Annotated in this window: 13 protein-coding genes; 8 read left to right on the top strand and 5 right to left on the bottom strand. The window is 62.3% G+C overall.

Going from position 1 to position 13,759, the window contains the following annotated elements:
- The first annotated feature begins 70 nt into the window (after positions 1-70).
- Positions 71-541: a hypothetical protein gene (locus ACZ9HU_RS06345; RefSeq protein ID WP_476103542.1), complete on the top strand. Its 471-nt coding sequence runs from the start codon at positions 71-73 to the stop codon at positions 539-541.
- Here the strand turns inward: ACZ9HU_RS06345 and purN are convergent.
- Together purN and purM are read right to left on the bottom strand one after the other, a co-directional pair.
- Positions 532-1,485 (bottom strand): phosphoribosylglycinamide formyltransferase, encoded by a 954-nt coding sequence (gene purN, locus ACZ9HU_RS06350; protein WP_476103544.1) that lies wholly within the window; start codon positions 1,483-1,485, stop codon positions 532-534. The genes ACZ9HU_RS06345 and purN overlap by 10 nt on opposite strands.
- Positions 1,478-2,587, bottom strand: coding sequence for a phosphoribosylformylglycinamidine cyclo-ligase (gene purM / locus ACZ9HU_RS06355; RefSeq protein ID WP_476103546.1), 1,110 nt, complete (start codon positions 2,585-2,587; stop codon positions 1,478-1,480). The genes purN and purM overlap by 8 nt, the downstream gene beginning before the upstream one ends.
- 110 nt (positions 2,588-2,697) lie before the next feature.
- Here purM and ACZ9HU_RS06360 point away from each other — a divergent pair, with 110 nt between their 5' ends.
- From ACZ9HU_RS06360 to ACZ9HU_RS06375, 4 genes are all read left to right on the top strand, one after another.
- A complete protein-coding gene (locus ACZ9HU_RS06360; RefSeq protein ID WP_476103548.1) occupies positions 2,698-4,014 on the top strand; it encodes a heavy-metal-associated domain-containing protein in 1,317 nt (438 codons plus the stop codon).
- Between the two features lie 6 nt (positions 4,015-4,020).
- Positions 4,021-4,647 (top strand): P-loop NTPase family protein, encoded by a 627-nt coding sequence (locus tag ACZ9HU_RS06365; protein WP_476103550.1) that lies wholly within the window; start codon positions 4,021-4,023, stop codon positions 4,645-4,647.
- A gap of 73 nt (positions 4,648-4,720) precedes the next feature.
- Positions 4,721-5,413, top strand: a complete 693-nt coding sequence (gene epsC, locus ACZ9HU_RS06370; protein WP_476103553.1) for a serine O-acetyltransferase EpsC — start codon at positions 4,721-4,723, stop codon at positions 5,411-5,413.
- Positions 5,414-5,422: 9 nt separating this feature from the next.
- Positions 5,423-5,785: a DUF2794 domain-containing protein gene (locus ACZ9HU_RS06375; protein ID WP_476103555.1), complete on the top strand. Its 363-nt coding sequence runs from the start codon at positions 5,423-5,425 to the stop codon at positions 5,783-5,785.
- Here ACZ9HU_RS06375 and ACZ9HU_RS06380 read toward each other — a convergent pair.
- Both ACZ9HU_RS06380 and ACZ9HU_RS06385 read right to left on the bottom strand, forming a co-directional pair.
- A complete protein-coding gene (locus ACZ9HU_RS06380) occupies positions 5,782-6,474 on the bottom strand; it encodes an aspartate/glutamate racemase family protein (RefSeq protein ID WP_476103557.1) in 693 nt (230 codons plus the stop codon). The two genes, ACZ9HU_RS06375 and ACZ9HU_RS06380, sit on opposite strands and share 4 nt — an antisense overlap.
- Positions 6,471-7,157: an HAD hydrolase-like protein gene (locus tag ACZ9HU_RS06385; RefSeq protein WP_476103560.1), complete on the bottom strand. Its 687-nt coding sequence runs from the start codon at positions 7,155-7,157 to the stop codon at positions 6,471-6,473. Before ACZ9HU_RS06385 ends, ACZ9HU_RS06380 begins: the two co-directional genes overlap by 4 nt.
- A 60-nt stretch (positions 7,158-7,217) precedes the next feature.
- On the opposite strand from ACZ9HU_RS06385, the gene glmU reads away from it, so the two are divergent.
- The 3 genes from glmU (at position 7,218) to ACZ9HU_RS06400 (ending at position 13,037) form a co-directional block, all read left to right on the top strand.
- Complete coding sequence (gene glmU, locus ACZ9HU_RS06390) at positions 7,218-8,582, top strand: bifunctional UDP-N-acetylglucosamine diphosphorylase/glucosamine-1-phosphate N-acetyltransferase GlmU (protein WP_476103562.1); 1,365 nt, start codon at positions 7,218-7,220, stop codon at positions 8,580-8,582.
- A 98-nt stretch (positions 8,583-8,680) separates the two neighbouring features.
- Positions 8,681-10,504 (top strand): glutamine--fructose-6-phosphate transaminase (isomerizing), encoded by a 1,824-nt coding sequence (gene glmS, locus ACZ9HU_RS06395; protein WP_476103564.1) that lies wholly within the window; start codon positions 8,681-8,683, stop codon positions 10,502-10,504.
- A 142-nt stretch (positions 10,505-10,646) separates the two neighbouring features.
- Positions 10,647-13,037: a putative bifunctional diguanylate cyclase/phosphodiesterase gene (locus ACZ9HU_RS06400; RefSeq protein ID WP_476103566.1), complete on the top strand. Its 2,391-nt coding sequence runs from the start codon at positions 10,647-10,649 to the stop codon at positions 13,035-13,037.
- A 49-nt stretch (positions 13,038-13,086) separates the two neighbouring features.
- Here the strand turns inward: ACZ9HU_RS06400 and purQ are convergent, their stop codons facing one another.
- Positions 13,087-13,758 (bottom strand): phosphoribosylformylglycinamidine synthase subunit PurQ, encoded by a 672-nt coding sequence (gene purQ / locus ACZ9HU_RS06405; protein WP_476103568.1) that lies wholly within the window; start codon positions 13,756-13,758, stop codon positions 13,087-13,089.
- Position 13,759: the final 1 nt, after the last annotated feature.

The raw sequence follows: 13,759 nt of genomic DNA on the forward strand, positions 1-13,759 counted from the left end.
TTTTTTATTGACATCATCTGGCCGCCCGACGATGCCTTGAAAATTATACACTTATTGAGGGGGCGGATGAATGCGGCGGTTTTCTATGGTTCTGGCAAGCCTTGCCGCAATCTCGTCCTTTCAGGTCGAGACGCTCGCGGCAGAAACGGCGCCGGCAACCGGCACATTCTGTCAACGGATCGCCGCGCCTTTGAAGCTTGAAATTTCCACCGACCGATATGGCGCATCGGTCAAGGAACCGGTGTATATCCATACGCAATATTCATTTCAGGCATTCATGGTTGGAGACACTTTTACCACCTCCATGGGCGCTATTCCTTCGAATGATAGTGCGGTCAGCGAATTCAAGCGTGCCCAAGCCATGTGTGCCGCTGTGGGCAAGGGCGCTCGTTGCGATTTGGCGGGGCCGGTCATCTTTACAATCCGCACCCGCTATACCGATTTGAAGGAGCCTCTGGCCGTTGGAGAGAATGCCGTGGTCCGACTGGAGGGATCGAAGATCATCTGTCAGGATCGCCCCTCCACCCCCGTTCAGAACTGATCCGCCACATCCATCAGCTTGGTGAGCTTCTTAGGCGCCACCGACCGCCAGCTTCGCGCCAGCCACTCGCCCACCTGATCCCAATCGAGATCGGCGCGGTTGAGGATAAGGCCAGCCCATCCGCTCGCGCCATAATAGGCGGGGCGGAACCACGCATCGGGATCGGCATCGATCAGGGCGTTCATCTCATCCTGGCCGCTGGTTTTGACCAGCAGTGCGATGTGGGGTTCGCCGTGATGCTGATCATTGAAATAGGCGAAGAATTTGCCGCCCTTGATCGACCATGCGGGGGCGCCATGGCTCTCGCGCGCCTCCACTTCGGGCAGGGCGGCGGCCAGTTGCGACACCTGCGCCAGCAGCCAGTCCGCGCGATAGGGCCGGGTGACCAGTTCGGCGAGGCAACGGGCATAAAGCTGATGCTCGGCAAACAACACGCGTCCGGCCAGAGTATCAGCCGTATCACCGGGAATGATGGCCACGGGGGTTTGCCCCAAAATCGGCCCGTCATCCAGTTCGGGCGTCACCAGATGGACCGTCACACCGCCATGGCTGTCGCCCGCCTCGATGGCGCGCTCATGGGTGTGCAACCCTTTGTATTTGGGCAGCAACGAGGGGTGGATATTGAGCATCCGTCCCGCCCAGCCCGCGACGAATTCCGCCGTCAGGATGCGCATATAGCCCGCCAGCGCGACATATTCTGCGCCCGATGCGCGAATCGCCGCATCCATCGCCATGTCGTGATCGGCCCGCGCCATGCCCTTGTGCGGCAGGGCAAAGGTCGGCACGCCCTCGGCGGCGGCCAGTTTCAGGCCGCCTGCCTCTGGATTATTGCTGGCCACCAGCACGATTTCAAAAGGGCACTCAGGTGCGCGGCTCGCATAGAGCAGCGCGGCCATATTCGTGCCGCCCCCGGAAATCAGAACGGCGACCTTGGCTTTATGCATTGTGCGTCGCGGTCCATGCTTCGCGGGCGCTCCATGCCTCGGCGCTGCCTGAAACGGTGCAGCCGCGCGCGCCTTCGCGGATTTCGCCGATGCGCGAAACCGTTTCGCCTGCCGCCGTCAGATCGGCGGCCAGAGCTTCGGCTTCCTCCGGCTTGACCGCCAGAACCATGCCGATGCCGCAGTTGAACGTGCGCGCCATTTCGCCCGGCTCGATATTGCCCTGCGCCTGAAGGAAGGCCATCAACCGGCTCTGTTCCCAGCTATCGGCGTCGATAAAGGCATGCAGACCTTCGGGCAGCACGCGGGGTACGTTTTCCAGCAAACCGCCGCCCGTAATATGCGCCAGCGCATTGATGCGGCCCGAACGGATGAAGGGCAGCAGCGTCTTCACATAAATGCGAGTCGGCTCGATCAGATAGTCGATCAGCAGGCGGTCCGCATCAAACAGGGCAGGGCGCTCCAGCTTCCACCCCTTGTCGGCGGCCAGACGGCGCACCAGCGAATAGCCGTTGGAATGCACCCCCGACGAGGCCAGACCCAGCAGCACATCGCCCGCAGCCACGCGGTCGCCGGTCAGTTGTTCGCCGCGTTCCACTGCGCCGACGCAGAAACCGGCGAGGTCATAGTCACCGGCGGCATACATGCCCGGCATTTCGGCCGTTTCGCCCCCGATCAGCGCGCAGCCCGCGATGCGGCAACCTTCGGCAATCCCGGCGATCACGCGCTCGGCCACGCCGTTTTCCAGCTTGCCCGTGGCGAAATAGTCAAGGAAGAACAAAGGCTCGGCACCCTGAACGATCAGGTCGTTGACGCACATGGCAACAAGGTCGATGCCGATCTTGTCATGGCGGTCATGGTCGATGGCAAGTTTCACCTTGGTGCCCACGCCGTCATTGCCCGCCACCAGCAGCGGGTCCTTGTAGCCCGCAGCCTTCAGGTCAAAGAAACCGCCAAAGCCGCCCAGATCAGCGTCCGCGCCCGGACGGCGCGTGCTCTTGGCCAGAGGGCCGATCGCCTTGACCAGCGCATTGCCCGCGGCAATCGATACGCCCGCGTCTTCATAGGTGTAATTGGTGGGGCCAGAGGCGTTGGTGTCGGTCATGGGCCTTGCTCGCTATCGAAGAAATCACGGTTGGAAAATATGTTTCGCGGGCGCCTAGCGCTTTCCTGCTTGGATTTCCATGCCCGATTGGGCAATAGCGGCGCTTGAACATGACAAATCCGGCAAATCTTTTCGCACCGCGCAGGCTGAGCGCGCTTTTTCCCCGCCATTTCGTGGCGCGCGGCGCGTTGGCGGCGGCGGTTTTGCTGGCGGGCGGGTTGGCCTTTGTCGATCCGGCACGCCTGATCGCCCAGATCGAGGGCGATCGCGGCATTGCCCCTGTCGTGGCCACCAACGATATCGAAATCGGCAATATTGAGGTCGATGCCACCGGCAAGAATGCGCAGGACGCCAAGATGAATGGCTGGCGCGATGCCTATAAGAAGGCATGGGCCGCCGCGCATGGTCCGGCGCTGGACGTGGGCACGATTGAGAGCATCGTGGCCGGTGTTGTCGTGGAAAGCGAAGAAATCGGCCCGCATCGCTATCGGGCGAAATTGGTCATCGCCTTTGATCGCGGGCGCGCGGGCCAATATGGCGCGGGCAATGGCGGAGTCGCCATCCGTTCGGCCCCGATGCTGGTCATTCCGCTGCTCTATTCGGGCGGCGTGGGGCAAGTGTTTGAAGTGCGCAGCCCTTGGCAAAAGGTCTGGGCCGAATATCGCACCGGGGCCAGCGCGATTGATTATGTCCGCGCCAATGGCGGCGGTGCCGATTCGCTGATCATCAACGCGGGGCAACCGGGGCGGCGCAGCCGTGTCTGGTGGCGGGGCGTTCTGGATCAATTCGGTGCGTCGGATGTGTTGATCCCCGCCGCCCGGCTGGAACGGCAATGGCCCGGCGGCCCGGTGAAGGGCTTTTTTACCGCGCGTTATGGTCCCGACAATCTTGCGCTGGGTTCGTTTGAATTGACCGCGCCCGATGATGGCGGCGTGCCCGCCATGTTGGCTCAGGCTCTGGCGCGGATGGATCAGATTTATACCGACGCGCTTTCCAAAGGCTTGCTGCGGCCCGACCCGACGCTGTCGGTTGATCATCCCACGATGGAACCGGGTCTGGCCTCGCTCATCAACGCAGGTCGGGCCGCCGAGGCCGCCGCGCAGGCGCAGGCCGCCGCCGAACGCGCCGCCGATGATGCCGCTGCCGCCGAAATGGCCGCCGCCGCGCCCGTCGTCGCGCCAAAGCCGGGCGGAACGGCTCTGAGCATTCAATTCGCCTCGCCCGATGCCCGCGCCGTTGATCAGGCGCTGGCGGCGGTGCGCGGCGTGGCCGGCGTTGATAATGCGGCCACAACCTCGATTGCGATTGGCGGAACTTCGGTGATGCGCGCACAGTTTAACGGCAATGCCGACGCCCTGGCGGCGGCTTTGCGCAAGGCCGGGTGGCAGGTCAGCGTGGCAGGTGCCGCGCTGCGCATCCGCCGATAGAGATTTATGAGCAAAATTATGCAGAAAAACGCCCCCAGCCAGTTCGCACTGCCGCTGGCCCCGGACCAGTCGCCAAGCGCGGCGCGTATCGTCGTGGGGGAGGGCAATGCGTCGGCCATCGCTGCGCTGTCCGCGCCCGACAGTTGGCCGTTTCGCACCGCCATTCTTTCGGGGCCGCCGCGTTCGGGTAAGAGCCTTCTGGCGGCCTGGTTTGCCGAAAGCGGCGGCGTAGCGCTGGATGATGCCGATCAGATGGATGAGACCGCCGTGTTTCACCGCTGGAACCGTGCCCAAGAGGAAAAGACGCCTCTGCTGCTGACCACGACGGCGCGTGAGGGTGGGTGGAAGATCACTCTGCCCGATCTGGGATCGCGCATGGGTGCGGCGCTGTGGCTGGAAATCGAAGCGCCCGATGATGAGATGATGGCGGACCTTATTTCGGCCCATGCCGAAACGCGCCTGCTGCCTTTGACGGATGATCACGCCCGCTATCTTGCAAGCCGATGTGAGCGTACCCATATCGCAGCCGAACGTCTGGTGGCGACCATCGATCGGCTTTCTCTGGAGCGCAAGGCGCCCCCCGGACAGGCCATCTTGCGGGATGCTCTGGAGGAGTTGAATGGTCCGGCCTGAACGCGTATGTTGTAAGGCATAGCGATAAGGCCGGGGCGCAGGAACGCCTGCGGCGGGTAAGGGATTTTGAGGGATGGTTTCTGGACTGATCGCCTATCTGGATTCGATCGTCGCGCGCGACCCTGCGCCGCGTTCGCGTTGGGAAGTGTTGCTCTATCCCGGTCTGTGGGCGGTGGGTTTTCACCGCATGGCTCATGCTCTGTTCCGGGCGCGGCTGTTCTTTCTGGCGCGTGCGGTGAACCATCTTTCGCGGTTCTTTACATCGATCGACATTCATCCCGGCGCGACCATCGGCAAACATTTGTTCATCGATCATGGCTTTACCGTGATCGGTGAAACCGCCGAGATCGGCAACAATGTGACGATCTATCAATGTGTGACATTGGGCGGGACCAATCCGGCCAATGGCATTGGTGGCAAGCGCCACCCGACCCTGTCGGATGACAGCATCATCGGTTCGGGCGCGCAAATCCTTGGGCCGATCACGGTGGGGCGCCGTGCGCGCGTGGGCGCCAATGCGGTTGTGACCGATGACGTGCCCGAAGGCGCCACCATGGTGGGCGTCAAGGCACGCAGCACCGTTGTGGCCGCCGAAACATGGGTCAAGGATTTCATCCCCTATGGCACGCCCTGCAAGGAACCTTGCGCCGATGCCGAGCCTGCGGTGGGCCGCATTTGCACGTTGGAGGCCGAAGTGGCATCCTTGCGCAAGCAGGTGAACGATCTGCTGCGTGCCACCGAAATGCATGATGGAACCAAGGGGTAAAACGGCCTGATGGAGCCTGCGGGAAAGTCTGACCAACCGCCAGTGATTGTCGCTTTTCCGCGGCCTGTTTTGCAGGTGGCATTTGATCGGGCCGAATTGATGCGCATTCTCGACCTCTATGGCCGGATGGTCGCGGCGGGGCAGTGGCGCGATTACGCGATGGATTTCGGCAAGGATGCCGCCAGCTTTTCCGCCTTTAAGCGCAGCGCCGAAAGGCCGCAGGCGCGGATCGAAAAACGTCCCTCGCTGCGCGGGAAGCAGGGCATGTGGGCGCTCTATGGCGAAGCGGGTCAGGTGTTGAAGCGTGGCCATGAACTGGCAGGGGTTCTGAGCATTCTGGAGCGGCGTTTGGTCAAGATCGTCGAGGGTTAATCGGACAGCGCCCATTCCACCGCCGTCGCCGCGTGAAGCGTGGTCGTGTCGAGCAAGGGCACCGGGCTGTCGCTACCATCGACCAGCAGCATGATTTCGGTGCAGCCAAGGATGATAGTCTCGGCCCCTTTTTGCGCCAAACGGCGCAGGATGTCGCGATAAATGGCGCGCGAGGCGGGCGAGATGATGCCCGCGATCAGTTCGTCATAGATGATGCGGTGGATCTCGGCCCGGTCCTCGGTCTCTGGCACGATGACGTCCAGCCCGTGGCTGGCCAGCCTGTCGCGCAGGAAGGGTTGTTCCATTGTGAAAGCCGTGCCGATCAACCCCACCCGCCGCGCGCCCAGCGCCAAGGCCGCCCTTGCCGCCGGATCGGCGATGTGGAGCAGGGGCAGGGTGCAGGCTGCCTCTATATCGGGGGCCAGCAAATGCATCGTGTTGGTGCAGATCACCAACGCCTGCGCCCCGGCGCGTTCAAGCGCCTGCGCCGCATCGACCATACGCACCGATAGACCGGCCCAGTCCCCGGCATGTTGCAAGGCTGCGATTTCGGAAAAATCAAAAGACCACAGGATGCATTGCGCCGAGGCCGAGGAGCCACGCGCGGCGCGCACGCCTTCATTGATCAGGCGGTAATAGTGGGCCGAACTCTCCCAGCTCATCCCGCCGATCAGGCCAAGGACCTTCATCGCCCGCCCAGATCCAGCAACGCGGGCACCAGAGCGTCGAAATGATCAATCACCGCATCCGCGCCAAGGTGGTCGGTCTGTCCCTGATTGAAGCCAAAGCGGCAGATGACGCAGGGGATTTGGGCCGCCTGCGCCGCGCCCGTGTCGAAATGGGTGTCGCCGATATAGGCGGTGCGCGGCGCATCAAGGCCAGACCGCTCGACCATCAGATGCAAAAGGTCGGGCAAAGGCTTTTGCCGCCCCGGACCCAGCGTGTCGCCACCGATGATCGTATAGAACCGATCGGTCAGCCCCAGTTCGCCAAACAATTTACGCGCCAGATGCTCCATCTTGTTGGTGACGACGGCGATCTTGACCCCGCGCGCATCCAGATCGTCGAGCATGTCCGCCCCGCCCGGAAACAGGCGTGAATGGACGGCAATATTGTCCTCGTAATATCGCACCAGTTCGGCGGCCAGTGCCGTCAGCCCAACATCGTCCAGCGTCACATCCTGAACCGCCAGCGCCCGCTCCATCAGCACCCGCGTGCCCCCGCCCACAAGGCGGGGAATCAGGTCAAGGGGAACGGCCTGAAACCCGCCCTGTTCCAATGCGTGATTGAGAGCGATGCCAAGGTCGAGTTTGCTGTCGATCAGCGTGCCATCGAGGTCAAAGCCGACGATATCGAAAGGAAAATTGTGCATGATTGATGTCGTTGCCGTGTCCGTATGGAATCTGCAAGGATTTGCTGGCATGGGGGCGATATGACAAATATTCCGACACCGCTCGCCGTCGTTGTCCTTGCCGCGGGCAAGGGGACCCGCATGAAAAGCGACACCCACAAGGTGTTGCACCCCATCGCCGGGAGGCCGATGCTGGAGCATCTGCTGGCCAGCGCGGCGGATCTGTCGCCGGCGCGTCAGGTGGTGGTGGCGGGCCATGGGCGCGATCAACTGGAAAAGGCATTGGGCGCGCGGGCGACCATTGCGGTGCAGGACCCCCAGCATGGCACAGCCCATGCGGTGCAAATGGCGCAGGATGCGCTGGCCGATTTTGATGGCGATGTGTTGGTGCTGTACGGCGATGTGCCCTTTGTCACCGCCGAAACGATGCGCTCGATGATTGCGCGGCTGCACGCCGAAGATGCGCCCAAGGTGGTTGTGCTGGGCTTTGAGCCGGAAGATGCGCTGGCCTATGGGCGGGTGATTGCCGAGGGCGATGCCATTGTGAAGATGGTGGAGTTCAAGGACGCGACCGAGGCCGAGCGTGCGACGAAGCTGTGCAATTCCGGCCTGTTGGCGGCGCATTCGGGTGATCTGTTCGCGCTGCTGGCGCGGGTGGGCAATGATAATGCGCAGGGCGAATATTATCTGCCCGATATTGTGAACATAGCGCTGGCCGATGGGGATCGTGCGGCGGTCGTGGTGACGGCGGACCCGGACGAAGTGGCCGGGATCAACAGCCGCGCCGAACTGGCCGATGCCGAACGCCGGTGGCAGGATCGCCGCCGCGCCAAAGCGATGGCCGATGGCGCCACGCTGATCGCGCCCGAAACGGTGTGGTTCAGTTGGGACACGCAGGTTGGCCGCGATGTGTTGATCGAACCCAATGTCGTGTTTGGCCCCGGCGTCACCGTGGCCGATCACGTCACAATCCACGCTTTCAGCCATCTGGAAGGCGCCAGCGTTGGGGCCAAGGCCCAGCTTGGCCCCTATGCCCGTCTGCGCCCCGGAGCGGACATCCGCGCCAAGGCCAAGATCGGCAATTTCGTTGAAATCAAGAAAGCCGTTGTGGGCGAGGGGGCCAAGGTCAACCACCTTTCCTATGTCGGGGACGCTGAGGTCGGGGCGGGCGCCAATCTGGGCGCGGGCACGATCACTTGCAATTATGACGGCTATTTCAAATACAAGACCATCATTGGCGAGCGCGCCTTCATCGGTTCGAACAGCGCGTTGATCGCCCCGGTCAAGATCGGCAAGGACGCCATTGTTGCCGCCGGCAGCGCCGTTTCGCGCGACGTTGGTGATGGCGAATTGCGACTGGTGCGCGGGGAACAGATGGTCAAGCCCGGTTGGGCGGACCGTTTCCACGACGCGATGAAGAAGAAAAAGGCCGAAAAGCAGGGCTAATCCCGCTTAATCGGCTGGAAAGCGTTTCGCCCTTATAGGGTTATACGGATCGGACCGGGCTTGCCCCGGCATAACATGGATAAGGGGCGGCTGAACATATGTGCGGCATTATCGGCATTGTCGGCAAGGAAGAGGTGGCGGATCGTCTGGTCGATGGTCTGCGCCGCATGGAATATCGCGGTTATGACTCGGCGGGCGTTTGTACGGTGCATGATGGCGAATTGATCCGCCGTCGCGCGCCGGGCAAATTGATGAACCTTGTCAAGGAATTGGCAGTCAATCCTGCGCCGGGGCTGGTGGGCATCGCCCATACGCGCTGGGCCACGCATGGCGCGCCCACGGCCGCCAATGCGCATCCCCATGCCACGGAAAAGCTGGCGCTGGTCCACAATGGCATCATCGAAAATTTCCGCCCCTTGCGTGAGGCTTTGCAGGCCAAGGGGCGTGTGTTTGAATCGGAAACCGATACCGAGGTGGTGGCCCATCTGGTGTCAGATCTGGTCGAAGGCGGTCTGTCGCCGGTCGATGCGGTCAAGGCCGCGCTGCCGCAATTGCGCGGAGCCTTTGCTTTGGCCATCGCGTTCCGTGAACATCCCGAGATGCTGATTGGGGCGCGTCTGGGTTCGCCACTGGTGCTGGGCTATGGCGATGGTGAGACCTATCTGGGTTCCGACGCGCTGGCTCTGGCGCCTTTGACGCAGCGGATCACCTATCTGGAGGAAGGCGATTGGGTCGTCATCCGCCGTGAAGGGGTGGAGATTTACGACAAGGACAATAATCCCGTCACGCGCGCGATTGTGGCCTCGGGCGCTTCGGCCGCAGCGGTGGAAAAGGGTAATTTCCGCCACTTCATGCAGAAGGAAATCTACGATCAGCCCACCGTCGTGGCGCAGACGCTGCAAAGCTATGTGCGCCGTGATGATGAAAGCGTTGCCTTGCCGCAGATCGATTTCGACCTGTCGGCGATCAAGCGCGTGACGATCGTGGCTTGCGGCACGTCTTTCTACGCGGGGCTGGTGGCAAAGTATTGGTTCGAGCATTTCGCCCGTCTGCCGGTCGACATCGATGTGGCATCGGAATTCCGCTATCGCGATCCGGTGCTGGAGCCGGGCGGTCTGGCGATCTTTATCAGCCAGTCTGGCGAAACCGCCGACACGCTTGCGGCGCTGCGCCATTGCAAGGCCAATGGCCAGACGATTGCGGTCGTGGTTAACGTGCCCACCAGTTCGATGGCGCGTGAGGCGGATCTGTTGCTGCCCACCCATGCCGGGCCGGAAATCGGTGTGGCCTCGACCAAGGCGTTTACGTGCCAGCTTGCCGTTCTGGCCGCTTTGGCCGCGCATCTGGCGGTTAAGCGTGGGCGCATGACGCGCGATGAAGAGCGCCTTGTGGTGCGTCATCTGATTGAAACGCCCTCGGCTTTGAACGCGGCGCTGGCCTATGATGATGCGATTGCGGCAATGGCCCATCTTATCGCGCCTGCTCGCGACGTGCTCTATCTGGGCCGTGGCCAGGACTATCCGCTGGCGCTTGAAGGCGCGCTCAAGCTCAAGGAAATCAGCTATATCCACGCCGAAGGCTATGCCAGCGGTGAGATGAAGCATGGCCCTATCGCCCTGATCGACGAACATGTGCCGGTCATCGTGATCGCGCCGTCCGGTCCTCTGTTCGAAAAGACCGTTTCGAACATGCAGGAGGTCCGCGCACGCGGCGGCAAGATCGTCCTGATCTCGGATGCCGAAGGTCTGGCCGAGGCGGGCGAGGGCTGTATGGCCACGATCGAGATGCCCTCGGTCCACCCGCTGATCGCGCCTTTGGTTTACGCGGTGCCGGTTCAGCTTCTGGCCTATCACGTGGCCTGCGTTAAGGGTACCGATGTGGACCAGCCTCGCAATTTGGCAAAGTCGGTGACGGTCGAATAATCGGCAGAAATCGGGGAGAGAGGGCCGCAGGAATGCTGCGTGCCCTCTCTCCTTTTTATTTGCCTGTCGCCGATTGGTTTACGCGTCATTCACCATTTTCATTACACATGGTGATAGGCATTGAAGCGTAATCTTCCACGCGATGAACCAGTTGAATTCCTCCACCACAATTGGCGAACTTAGCATCTGGTCGGTGCTGGGCCTGTCCGGGCATGGCACCGAGGAATGGTCGCGGCTGCGCGGGCTGCAATATTCGCAACTGGCGCTGGTGGCGCGGGCGCGGATTTGGACACAGGCGCTGGCCGCTGTCGTCTCGGTGCTGCTGTTTTTTCCCTATGTCGGCCATCCGTTGATTGGCGGCTGGTTGGGGGCGCTGTGCGCGTCCTTAACCTATAGCATCCGTAACGAAGGGCAGTTGAGCGACGCCGACCGCCGCCGCATGACCAGCAGTGAGTTTCGCCGTCAGGCACTGGGCACGATCATCAACGCGCTGGTCTGGGCCGCGCCTTTGGTGTTTTTTGTGCCCTATTCGCCGATGCACCTGCGGTATGAATATTGGACCGTGCTGGCCATGTTGATGACGGTTTCGGCGGTGATTGTGCCGACGGTTCCGTTATCGACACTGTTGTTTTCGACCATTGTCGGCTGTGGTTCTGTCGTTGGTTTCTTCACGCTGTTGCAACCGGGCATGGCGGGGGTTGCGGCGCTGTTTGTTGCCTCGATTGCGCTGGGCACGATTGAGGCCTCGCGTCATTTTCTGTCCTCGCATCTGGCCGCTGCGGGCATGGCCGAACGCAATGAAGTGGTCAGCCTGCTCCTGCGCGAATTTGACGAGGATGAGGCTGACTGGCTGTGGCAGACCGATGCGCAGCGCCGGGTTCGTGCCGTCTCGGACCGTTTTGCCGAAGCGATGGGCATGGCGCGTGCCGATATTGATGGGGCCGGTTTCCTCTCGCTCTTGTCCGGGCCGGGCGGCGAAGGTCGCTCTGCCGAAGGGCGAGGCGTTGATCGCGCCGGTGCGCCGGGGATCAAGGAGCTGGAGGAAAAGCTCAAGGCGCGTGAGAGTTTCTCGAACCTTTTGGTCCGGGTGATGGTGCAGGGCACGCGGCGCTATTGGTCGCTTTCCGGCGCACCACGCCATGATGATCTGGGCAATTTCCTTGGTTTTCGCGGCGTTGCCTCCGATGTGACGGAACAGCAGGAAACCAGTGAGAAGATCGCCTATCTGGCACGTTATGATACGCTGACCGGATTGCCCAATCGCATGATGGTGATTGACGCGCTGGAAAATGCGTTGGTCGCGGTGCGCGACGGGGATGGGCAATGCGCGTTCCTCATGATCGACCTTGACCGGTTCAAGGCGGTCAATGACACGCTGGGCCATCCCGTCGGCGATCAATTGCTCAGCCAGGTTGCCGAGCGTCTGAAGGTCCTGATGACGCCCAATTCGTTGTGCGGGCGTCTGGGCGGCGATGAATTCTGCGTCGTGCTGCGTCAGGCCAACGAGCGTGCGCTGGTGGCGCGTCTGGCGCAGGCGATCATCGAGGATCTGTCCAAGCCCTATTATGTCGACGGTCACGAATTGTCGATCGGCGCATCGGTCGGTTCGGCCTTTGGCCCCGGCGACGGTGGCAGCGTGCCCGCGCTGATGCGCAACGCCGATTTTGCGCTCTATCGGGCCAAGCGCAACGGGCGGGGCATGCATTCGGCCTATGACGAGGCCTTGCGCGCCGAGGCCGAAGCCCGCGCATGGCTGGAGGAAGCCCTGCGTTCGGCCGTGGAGGAGCAGGAATTCGAACTCTTTTATCAGCCCGTCGTCGATGCGGGCAGCGAGCGATTGGTCGGTTTTGAATCGCTCCTGCGCTGGAACAGCCCCGAATTGGGCCGCGTATCGCCGGATCGATTTCTGTCGCTGGCCGAGGACACGCGATTGAGCCTGCCGATTGGGTCATGGGTGTTGAAAGAGGCCTGTCATCAGGTCGCCCAATGGCCCGGAAACCTGAACGTTTCGGTCAACGTTTCGGATCGTCAGGCCTTGGACCCGGCGTTTATCGACCATGTCGTGACGGCTCTGGCGGTTTCCGGCCTTGCCCCGCAACGGCTTGAATTGGAAGTGACCGAGAGTGTGTTCCAGCGCGACCCGGCACAGGCGCGTGCGACGCTGGAGCGTCTGACGGCACTGGGTTGTTCGGTGATTCTGGATGATTTCGGGGCGGGCCATGCCTCCATCTCGATCCTGTGCGAGATGCGTTTTGACGCCATCAAGCTGGACCGTGCGCTGATGAAGGGGGCCGCGTCCGGTAACGCGGAAAGCGTGGCGATGATCCGTGCCGCCGTCGCGATTGCCGACAGCCTTGAAATGATCACCATTGCCAAGGGCGTGGAAACGCCGGAGGAACTGCAAATCGCCTGCTCGTTGGGGTGCCGCCGTCTGCAAGGTATGGCCTATGGCGGCGCACGCAGCGTGGATGAGGTGCAGGACCTGTTCGGCACGCGCGCTGCGCCTCCTGCCCAAGAAGAAAGGGCGGGCTGACCTTTCGTCACCCCGCCCTGTCGGCATTTCAATCGGAACTCAAAGGGGATCAGGCGCTCAGCAGCGCCTTGGTCACACCTTCGAACAGCGCGCGGCCATCGATGCCGCCCTGCGCCGCTTCGATGAAGCGTTCGGGGTGCGGCATCATGCCCAGCACATTGCCGCCTTCGTTCAGGACGCCGGCGATGTTGCGGGCCGAACCGTTGACTTCCTCGGCATAGCGGAAGGCCACGCGGCCTTCGCCTTCCAGACGGTCCAGCGTGGCGTCATCGGCAAAGAAATTGCCGTCGTGATGCGCCACGGGGATCGTGATCGTCTGACCCTTGAAATAGCGGTGCGTGAAGGCGCTGGTGTTGTTTTCCACCGTCAGCTTCACTTCGCGGCAGACAAAGCGGATGCCCGCATTGCGCATCAGCGCGCCGGGCAGCAGGCCTGCCTCGGTCAGCACCTGAAAGCCGTTGCACACGCCCAGCACCTTGACGCCGCGCCCTGCCGCTTCGATCACGGCACGCATGATCGGGCTGCGGGCCGCCATCGCGCCGCTGCGCAGATAGTCGCCATAGGAGAAACCGCCGGGAAGGGCGATGAAGTCCAGACCTTCGGGCAGGGCGGCGTCGCCGTGCCACACGCGATGGACTTCGCCGCCGCAGACCTGTTCAACGGCAACCGCCATGTCGCGGTCGCAATTCGATCCGGGGAAGGTGATGACAGCCGAACGCATG

Source organism: Novosphingobium sp. Sphag1I, assembly GCF_056279125.1.

What these genes read in the sequence shown, in the direction of transcription:
- ACZ9HU_RS06345 (WP_476103542.1), top strand. Translation starts at nt 71, where the DNA reads ATGCGGCGGTTTTCTATGGTTCTGGCAAGCCTTGCCGCAATCTCGTCC.
- purN (WP_476103544.1), bottom strand. Translation starts at nt 1,485, where the DNA reads ATGCATAAAGCCAAGGTCGCCGTTCTGATTTCCGGGGGCGGCACGAAT.
- ACZ9HU_RS06400 (WP_476103566.1), top strand. Translation starts at nt 10,647, where the DNA reads ATGAACCAGTTGAATTCCTCCACCACAATTGGCGAACTTAGCATCTGG.
- glmU (WP_476103562.1), top strand. Translation starts at nt 7,218, where the DNA reads ATGACAAATATTCCGACACCGCTCGCCGTCGTTGTCCTTGCCGCGGGC.
- glmS (WP_476103564.1), top strand. Translation starts at nt 8,681, where the DNA reads ATGTGCGGCATTATCGGCATTGTCGGCAAGGAAGAGGTGGCGGATCGT.
- epsC (WP_476103553.1), top strand. Translation starts at nt 4,721, where the DNA reads ATGGTTTCTGGACTGATCGCCTATCTGGATTCGATCGTCGCGCGCGAC.
- ACZ9HU_RS06365 (WP_476103550.1), top strand. Translation starts at nt 4,021, where the DNA reads ATGAGCAAAATTATGCAGAAAAACGCCCCCAGCCAGTTCGCACTGCCG.
- purQ (WP_476103568.1), bottom strand. Translation starts at nt 13,758, where the DNA reads ATGCGTTCGGCTGTCATCACCTTCCCCGGATCGAATTGCGACCGCGAC.
- ACZ9HU_RS06385 (WP_476103560.1), bottom strand. Translation starts at nt 7,157, where the DNA reads ATGCACAATTTTCCTTTCGATATCGTCGGCTTTGACCTCGATGGCACG.
- ACZ9HU_RS06375 (WP_476103555.1), top strand. Translation starts at nt 5,423, where the DNA reads ATGGAGCCTGCGGGAAAGTCTGACCAACCGCCAGTGATTGTCGCTTTT.
- purM (WP_476103546.1), bottom strand. Translation starts at nt 2,587, where the DNA reads ATGACCGACACCAACGCCTCTGGCCCCACCAATTACACCTATGAAGAC.
- ACZ9HU_RS06360 (WP_476103548.1), top strand. Translation starts at nt 2,698, where the DNA reads ATGACAAATCCGGCAAATCTTTTCGCACCGCGCAGGCTGAGCGCGCTT.
- ACZ9HU_RS06380 (WP_476103557.1), bottom strand. Translation starts at nt 6,474, where the DNA reads ATGAAGGTCCTTGGCCTGATCGGCGGGATGAGCTGGGAGAGTTCGGCC.